This is a genomic window from Bacteroidota bacterium (genome assembly GCA_018831055.1).
GTDB lineage: Bacteria > Bacteroidota > Bacteroidia > Bacteroidales > B18-G4 > M55B132.
On the sequence record JAHJRE010000227.1, the window covers coordinates 1 to 8,050 of the forward strand.

Here is an 8,050-nt window from a genome sequence, read left to right on the forward strand (position 1 = left end):
AGCAGCCACATAGGTCCTGCGATAGTCATTGCACCACCAGCAAGCTGATATCCCAGCGGAAAGCGTCCGAAGATCAGGTAAGCACCAATAAGGACGAACATAGCTGTAGTGCTTTGTAAAATGGCAAGCCGTGATGCTTCAATATATTTCAGGGCGCTGTATTGTCCGATTGAAGTTAGAAATGGTCCGAAAAACGAACCGATAGCGATATTTACCATAACCCGGGTCGGGATTTCAAGTGACTCACCGCGGATCATCAGGATCAGAAAAGCAGTCGTAAACAGGAAAAGTGCCCGGTTAATCGCAAGGATGCTCGGGGTGAGTGCACGGATATGGGTTTTTACCATAATGGTCCTCACCCCGTAAAACGATGTTGAAAGCAGCATAAATCCGGATGTTCCGGTTATAAATGAAGTCAAGGTCAGTTCCCTGTTGTAACTGATAACCAATGCCCCGGAAAACGTCAGAATAACGCCGATCAGTTCCATGATGGTAAATCTTTCCTTCAGGATCATAACTCCCATGAGGGTCACGAAAATATACTCCATATTTCTCAGGAAGGAAGGGATGGCAGGGTTTTCAGATGTTCTGATTGCCGCATAGAATGCTCCTGTAGCAATCAGCTCAATAATTCCGATCAGCATCAACATCCTGAGAGAATGGCCCCTGATCAGGGGAAAGGCTCTGAATTTCGGCAGGCGTAACGCATACAGCACATTCCAAAAAATGGCGAAAGCAAACCAGTACACTCCGAATTGCGCCAGGCTGACCTGGTTCAGGGCGGCTTTGCTGAAGATGTAAACCGTAGAACCGGCAAGCGTTGCCAGCAAAGCCAGGGAGTAGCCTTTAAGGCGCGGATCAGGAGGCATTTTGACCTACTATGCGACTATCAATCTTCGAGCACAACACTAATGGTTGTTGTGAGAGAATTGGCCTCATCGTTGCAGGTGATGATTGCAGTCTGGCCATCCTGCCCTACCCCGGTGATCACGGCATTGGCGTTATCTCCGCCCTGGGGCTGTATGGTAACCACCGAAGCATCGGAGGTGGTCCAGGAGAACTGAGGTGTATTGTTCGGCAGGAAAGTGACGGCCGACAAAGTATAAGAATCGAGCACCGTCAGAACGACCTGGCTTTGCCCGTGATTGATCATCAGGGTCTGGGTCATGGAGTAAAATCCCTGACTGTTGAACTGACCGGTGATGTAACCGTTCTCGGAACCGTTTGCATTCCCTTTTATATTCAGACGCAGTGTGTGAACCTTATCCCCTCTTTTCGGGCTCATGTAGTACAGGTAATAAAAGCTATTGGCAAGGTTACGGATATCTTCCTGCACATCAATGAATTTAGCTGAGAGGTCTTCGATATTCTCAATTTTAAAGTATCCTGCATTCCCTATCTGTTGCAAGGCATTGGGATCGATCTCTGCACCCAGTCCGAGTGAAAACACCTGCTTTTTCCCTCTTGCAGTGAGGGCTTCATTGAGTGTATGTGAGCCTTGTGTATCGCGACCGTCGGTGAACAGAACCATATAACCCTGTTCGATATTATCATCACTGTAAACGTCGGTCCATTTACTAACCCCTGTAATGATAGCACCGTAAAGGTCGGTAGAGGCCAATCCAAGCTGGATACCGTCAATGGCCGCATTAAGTTTCACCGTATCGCTGGTAAATTCCTGAATTATTTGTGTGTTTTCTGAAAACACATAAACGGCAATCTTTTGCTTGCTTTCAATATTTTTAACAAAAGATTTGGCAGCTTTCTTGATATCCGCAAGGTTGCTGCCTACGCTCACACTGTTATCGATCATAAGCAAGGTCCTGAGCTGGTAGGGAACCGCATCCTTTTTCATGATTGACAAAGCCGACTCTGTAGGTGAAACGGCCTGGTTATCCTCATAAACCGTGAAATTTTCCGTAGTCAGGTTACTGATGCCCTTTCCATAACCATTCACAACCTGGAACATAACATTGACAAAGCAGGGATCTTCCGTGTTCATAAACTCCTTTTCCATGATGTAGTAGTTTTCTGGCAAGGGAGCGTCCTGCTCTTCGTTATCGTCGTCTTTTTTGCAGGAATTCAGGGAAATAATCATGGGCACTAAGATCAAAGCGGCCATTGATAGAAGGAAAGCGGATTTTTTCATAATAACAGGGATTAATTTTGACCAAAGTTAGCAAATCCTGAAACAAGAACCATGAGGGATTAACTTTTCCGGAGACTGGTTTAGTATGGGGAGGTAAAAAAAAGGGACTCCATCCCGTAGGATGGAGTCCCTTTTTTTATTAATTTGCCCAAAAACTGTATGAAAAACATCGGTTACTTGCTTTTGCTTTCCATCCTTGCCCTGCTTGTTTCTTCCTGCGTTTCAAAGCGACTGGCAAAAAAAGGCTATGATTTGGAGCAGGCCGGGATGGTCACAGAAGCAGCAGATTATTATTTCCGGGCTTTACTTAAAAAGAAAGACAATGTACCTGCCATCATCGGACTGAAAAGAACCGGCCAGCTTGTCCTGGATGATAAACTTGGCAGGTTTTACAATGCTTATAAGAACAACCAGGTAGAAACTGCTGTAAATGCTTATCTCGACGCCCGGAAATACGCAGATGATGTTGACAAACTCGGTGTTGACCTGATATTTCCTCATGAGTATGAACAGTATTATGATGATGTCAAAAGCACACACCTTTCGGAAAGGTACAGTACGGGTTATCGTTTGTTGCAGGAAGAGCGTTTTCAGGAGGCTGCGGCAATTTTCAGGGAGATCATAGTATTGGAGGACAACTACAAAGATGTGAAGGCACTTTACCATGAAGCCAGGAATGAACCGGATTACAGGGCAGCGTTAGAAGCAATGGATCAGAAAAAATTCAGGAAGGCATATGATCTTTTCGGGATGATCCTGCACCGGTCGGGAAACTATAAGAACGCTGAACTTTTGCAGGACAAATCCCTTGAAGAAGGTAGGGTTACGATCGTTCTGCTGCCGGTAAGAAACCTGCCGGCCGATCCGCAGGTCAGTCGTGCCCTGCAAAATGAGCTTCAGTCGGGACTGGCTCGTCTGAGTAACCCTTTCCTGCAGTTAATCGATCCGGCCATGGCCGGTAGCGCGAAAGCCATACTTTCCTGTGAAATACAGGACTACAAAGCCCTGGCAGGCCCCCTGCAATCAACAAAGATGAAAGGATTCCTGAAACAGGAATATAAAGTTAAAAATCCCGAAACCGGATTAGAAGAGACACGGACGAAGTATGACAAGGTTTATTACCAGGAATATGAGAAAACGAATTCCGTATCTTCATCCATAAGTTACAAGCTCGTTTCCAGGGAAACCGGGGAGGTGCTTTCTGTTGACCGTTTTACCCTGGCAGAATCGGATAAGATGCATTACGTGGAATTTACCGGGGGTAAGGGCGAACTGATTCCGGGTTACTGGGAGTATCAATACAAGGCATCTGATAAGGATGAGATCAGGGACAATTACCGGGCAAAGTCAAATCTGCAACGTCTGCTAAGTGATACCCGGCAGATCAGAAGCATTGAATCGCTGAAAGAAGATATGATCCAGGATGCCGCGAACCGGATTGCTGGAAAGATAAACGCATACAATCCCGAATGATGAAGAACCTCTCTTTTATTTTATTTCTCCTTTTGTTCCTTGGATGCGGATCAGGGAGAGAGTTAAGCAAAGTACAGTCTGATTGGCCTGATTGGGCCAGGAAAAAACCAATTGAGGAGGGCTATTACACAGGGATCGGATCCGCCCGAAAAAATGCCGGCATGGAACAATACCAAAGAACAGCCCGGCAGAACGCTTTGAACAATCTGGCCGAAGAGATTTCTGTCACAGTATCGGGTAATTCCATGCTCAGGACGGTGGAAGTGGATTTTAACCTATCGGAATATTACAGTTCACAGATCAATATTCGAAGTGAAGAGTACCTTGCAGGTTATGAAATGGTTGATTCCTTTGAAGACGATGAGTATTACATGGTCTACTATCGTTTGTCGAAATCCTTACATGAAAAGCTGAAGAAAGAGAAGACCGGTATTGCGATCGACAAAGCCAGAGCTGAATATGAAAATGCCGTTCGTTACCGGGGCGCCCGTGACTACAGGAACACGCTTATTTCACTGATCAAAGGCCTGGATGAACTTAGGGAACACTTACACGAGCCTTTGCTGACAAACATTGATGGCAGGGAGGTATATCTGGCCAACTTCCTGGTAACGGAAGTTGAAGTGATGCTGGATGAAATTCGCATAAATCCTGTAAATAAAAGCATTACAGCTGTCAGAGGTTATCCGCTGACACCGGAAGAACTCAGTTTCCGGATCAGCGACAATGAAGGTAAGCCCATTTCAGGAATGCCTGTATCCGCTGGCTTTACCGCGCAACCGCTGGTAAACGGCAAAGCGATCAGCGGTGAGAAAGGGGAGTTTGGCTTCAGCATCGATAAGATCACCACCAAAAGCTCACCGGTACAGTTTATTGCAAGTCTCGACATGGAGGAGATACTGAGATCCTCCACACTTGACCTGACTCTGCGTAAAATCATGTGGAACATGCTCATCCCATCCTGCAGCATGGAAATCCGGATCACACAGCCATCGTTTTTTGTGGAATCCGATGAAAAGAATCTTGGGCGAAAATCTGCAGATCAAATCCTGAAAAAGGCTTTTATTTCAGAATTATATTCCAGGAACCTGTCAGTCTCTTCAACAGAATCCACTGCTGATTTCGTTGTACGGATCGAGGCAGACACCCGTCAGGGCGAGGCTTCCGGAAATAAATCCGTATCCATCCTGAAATACACTCTTGTAACAAGCGATAAAGAGGAGAAAGCCCTGTACAGTTATTCATCACGTGACATAAGCGGTGAAGGACAAGATTACCTCACTGCAGAGCGTAATGCTTATCAAAAGGGGGTTGAGGATATCAGGATCAGGGTTATCGTGGAGGTGATACACAAATTATTTTAGTACGCTTGTCATATAAGGAAGTCTGATTAGTTTTGTCGCGTTAATCCTAAAATTTTTATGAACAAAAAGGTTATCATCATTGGGGCGGGTATTGGGGGCATTACTACAGCCATTTATCTTTCCAGGCAAGGATATAAAGTCCTGGTCGTTGAGAAGAACAACTTCCCCGGTGGCCGTTGCGCCAGCTTCACAAGAGAAGGGCATCGTTTCGATCTGGGTGCAACGCTTCTGATGATGCCGGAGGTTTACCGGAGCATTTATAATGATTTCGGCACAACATTGGAAGAGCAAATGAACCTATTCAGGATGGATCCGGTATACAGTCTGCGTTATGCCAACGGAACAGAACTCCGTTTTACATCCGACCTTGCCGGGATGCGTAACCAGCTTGAAAAGATGGAACCCGGAAGCTATCCTTCGTTTCTCAGGTACATGGATGAGAGTTACCGTTCATACCTGCTGGCCATGAAGCGCATCATCGATGTCAATTATTATAACATCTTTGATTTCATCAACATCCCCAACCTGATCATGTTGGGAAGAACGCGTGCTTTCAGCAACCATTACAAACGTTCGGCCAGTTTCTTCAGCTCTGAGGAACTCCGCATTGCATTTACCTTCCAGAATATTTACGTGGGTCAGAACCCATACCATGCCTCCGCCATTTTCGCCATGCTTCCATTCCTGGAACTAACGGAAGGCGTTTGGTACCCCGAAGGCGGAATGAACAGGGTTGTGGAAAGCCTTGTAAACATTGCCATTGGGAATGGTGTTGAGTTTCGTTACAAATCGGACGTTGAAAAAATACTCACAGAGCACAACCGGGTTACGGGAGTACTTCTTCAACACGGAGAAACAGAGAATGCTGATATAGTTGTATCCAACGCCGACCTCCCCTATATTTACAATGAACTGCTTCCTGAAAGCCCCTATATTCGTAAGCTGGAACGAATGAAATACACCTGTTCGGCACTGGTGTATTACTGGGGGATGGATAAAGATTTCCCGGAATTGGAACAGCACAACGTATTCGTATCACCGGATTATAGGAAGAATATTGAAGGAGTATTCCGGGGAGATGAGCAAGCATATGAGCCCAGCTTTTACCTGCATTCCCCGGTAAAATCTGATCTTACAGCGGCCCCGGCAGGACAGGCATCCGTTTCCATCATCGTTCCCCTCGATTATTTACGCCGCGACAAGGAATACGACTGGGAGAAGATCAGGCAGGAAAACCGGAAGGCAGTGCTAACAAGATTATCTGACGAAGGCTTACCCGGCTTTGAGAATCATATTAAATTTGAGAGCGTTTATCAGCCCATGACGTGGAAAGCGGTTTTCAATTTATCCCGGGGAGCGATTTTCGGCAGCCTCAGCCATCATTTAATGCAAATGGGGTATTTTCGTCCTCACAACCAGCATAAAAGATATAAAAACCTGTTTTTCACCGGAGGGAGCACTCATCCCGGAAACGGTGTCCCTATGGCCCTGCTTTCAGCCAAACTAACTGCCGCGAAAATCCTGAAGTTCTTTCCTTTTCAGTAAATTTGCAGATAATGAATACTGATAATCAAAATATTACTCATATTGTTGATCAAATCGATTTCCAGAATATCCAAAAGCACCCCAACATACTGATTGCTGCGCACTTCTGGGAAAAAGACAGGTTTGATGCAGCTAAAACCTGCTATAAATTCATGCGCAGGATCGATGATATGATCGACGACCGTAAGGCGTTGACAATTACACTTTCCTGCATGGACAAGCAACTTTTTACCGATCAGGTAACCCGTTGGATATCCTGCCTGCAGGGCCAGGATTCAAATGATCCCTTCCTGGATGAAGTCCTGGAAACCATAACCAAATTCAGGATACCGCTACTATACTTTCATAATTTTGCCAAATCGATGATGCATGATATTCATCATAATGGATTCGAGACTTTTGAGCAATTCCTTGCATATTCCGAAGGAGCCTCCAACGGTCCGGCTTCAGTTTTTGTGCATTTATGCTGTCTCGACAGGCAAAACGGACATTACATCCAGAATTTTCCCGATATAAGCAACATGGCAAGGCCCTGCGCGCTTTTCAGCTATATTGTCCATATCATCAGGGATTTTCGAAAAGACCAGCTCGACCACCTGAATTATTTTGCTGCCGACATGCTTGAGAAACACGACCTTTCTAAAGGTGACCTTGAGCAGATTGCCGCAGGTGGCGAAATCACCGGGAATTTCAGGGATATGATCCGGGAATACAAAGGAATAGCAGACACATACAGGGTTGAAACCCAGAAAGCTGTCGAAAGGTTGGAGTCTCAAATCCCTCCCCGTTATATATTCAGTCTAAAACTGATCTTCGATCTTTATTTGCAGATATTTGAAAGGATAGATCCCGAAAATGGTCTTTTCACATCCGAAGAATTAATTCCCGAATCTGAAGAGGTAAAGGCGAGGGTATTTCATTGTTTAAGCTCCAACGCTCTTTAATTCAAACCAATAGAGATCCCTAAGATCAGAACAATTCCCATTCTTATTTGTTACTACAAAGATAATTTGCGATTTTTTCGCATTCTGACTTTTTTATTATACAAAGTTAACCAGCACAAATATGAATAAAACCATTACTTTCACCTTCATCACCATTTTGATGTCGGTATTTAGTATTAACGCACAGGATATCACCGTATCCCCGACGGCAATCAGCACAGCTGTATATCATGATGTTATCGGGCCATTGAGGGATTTTCCCGTAATGACCCCGGAACAGATGGAAGCCATCAAACAGGATGCCCTGGTAAAGAGAAACAAGGAACTCAAGGACAGGGATTATCCTTTTGCCGAAACGGCTCTCCCCAAAGGTCCGGATCCGGCCTGGCAGCAGGAAATGGGTACTGTGCGGGCCATTGACGGTATCATCCAGAATTTCAGCGGACAAAGTTCATTTTCCAACCCACCGGACTGTAATGGGACAGCCGGCCCGGATCATTACATGCAAACCATCAATGTCACTTATACGATTTACGACAAGCAGGGCAATTTGCAGGCGGGGCCGACCCAGTTGA

7 protein-coding genes are annotated in these 8,050 nt (G+C 45.5%); 5 read left to right on the forward strand and 2 right to left on the reverse strand.

The annotated features are described in order from the left end of the window. The coding region (locus tag KKA81_14895; GenBank protein MBU2652214.1) for a DMT family transporter at positions 1–869 on the reverse strand (869 nt) is incomplete at its 3' end. Positions 870–889: 20 nt separating this feature from the next. Next, a complete protein-coding gene (locus KKA81_14900) occupies positions 890–2,149 on the reverse strand; it encodes a VWA domain-containing protein (protein ID MBU2652215.1) in 1,260 nt (419 codons plus the stop codon). Positions 2,150–2,308: 159 nt separating this feature from the next. Between KKA81_14900 and KKA81_14905 the strand changes: the two genes are divergently transcribed. The 5 genes from KKA81_14905 to KKA81_14925 form a co-directional block, all read left to right on the forward strand. Next, complete coding sequence (locus tag KKA81_14905; protein ID MBU2652216.1) at positions 2,309–3,622, forward strand: hypothetical protein; 1,314 nt, start codon at positions 2,309–2,311, stop codon at positions 3,620–3,622. Beyond that, positions 3,619–4,986, forward strand: a complete 1,368-nt coding sequence (locus KKA81_14910) for an LPP20 family lipoprotein (protein MBU2652217.1) — start codon at positions 3,619–3,621, stop codon at positions 4,984–4,986. Before KKA81_14905 ends, KKA81_14910 begins: the two co-directional genes overlap by 4 nt. 57 nt (positions 4,987–5,043) lie before the next feature. Continuing rightward, positions 5,044–6,531 (forward strand): phytoene desaturase, encoded by a 1,488-nt coding sequence (crtI, locus tag KKA81_14915; protein ID MBU2652218.1) that lies wholly within the window; start codon positions 5,044–5,046, stop codon positions 6,529–6,531. A gap of 11 nt (positions 6,532–6,542) precedes the next feature. Continuing rightward, on the forward strand, positions 6,543–7,475 hold the full coding sequence (locus KKA81_14920) for a squalene/phytoene synthase family protein (GenBank protein MBU2652219.1): 933 nt from the start codon (positions 6,543–6,545) through the stop codon (positions 7,473–7,475). Positions 7,476–7,596: 121 nt separating this feature from the next. Further along, a partial coding sequence (locus KKA81_14925; GenBank protein ID MBU2652220.1) for a hypothetical protein occupies positions 7,597–8,050 on the forward strand: 454 nt, incomplete at its 3' end.

Bases quoted from the DNA above. Each gene is read 5' to 3' on its own strand.
- KKA81_14900 (MBU2652215.1), bottom strand. From the start codon at position 2,149: ATGAAAAAATCCGCTTTCCTTCTATCAATGGCCGCTTTGATCTTAGTG.
- KKA81_14905 (MBU2652216.1), top strand. From the start codon at position 2,309: ATGAAAAACATCGGTTACTTGCTTTTGCTTTCCATCCTTGCCCTGCTT.
- KKA81_14910 (MBU2652217.1), top strand. From the start codon at position 3,619: ATGATGAAGAACCTCTCTTTTATTTTATTTCTCCTTTTGTTCCTTGGA.
- crtI (MBU2652218.1), top strand. From the start codon at position 5,044: ATGAACAAAAAGGTTATCATCATTGGGGCGGGTATTGGGGGCATTACT.
- KKA81_14920 (MBU2652219.1), top strand. From the start codon at position 6,543: ATGAATACTGATAATCAAAATATTACTCATATTGTTGATCAAATCGAT.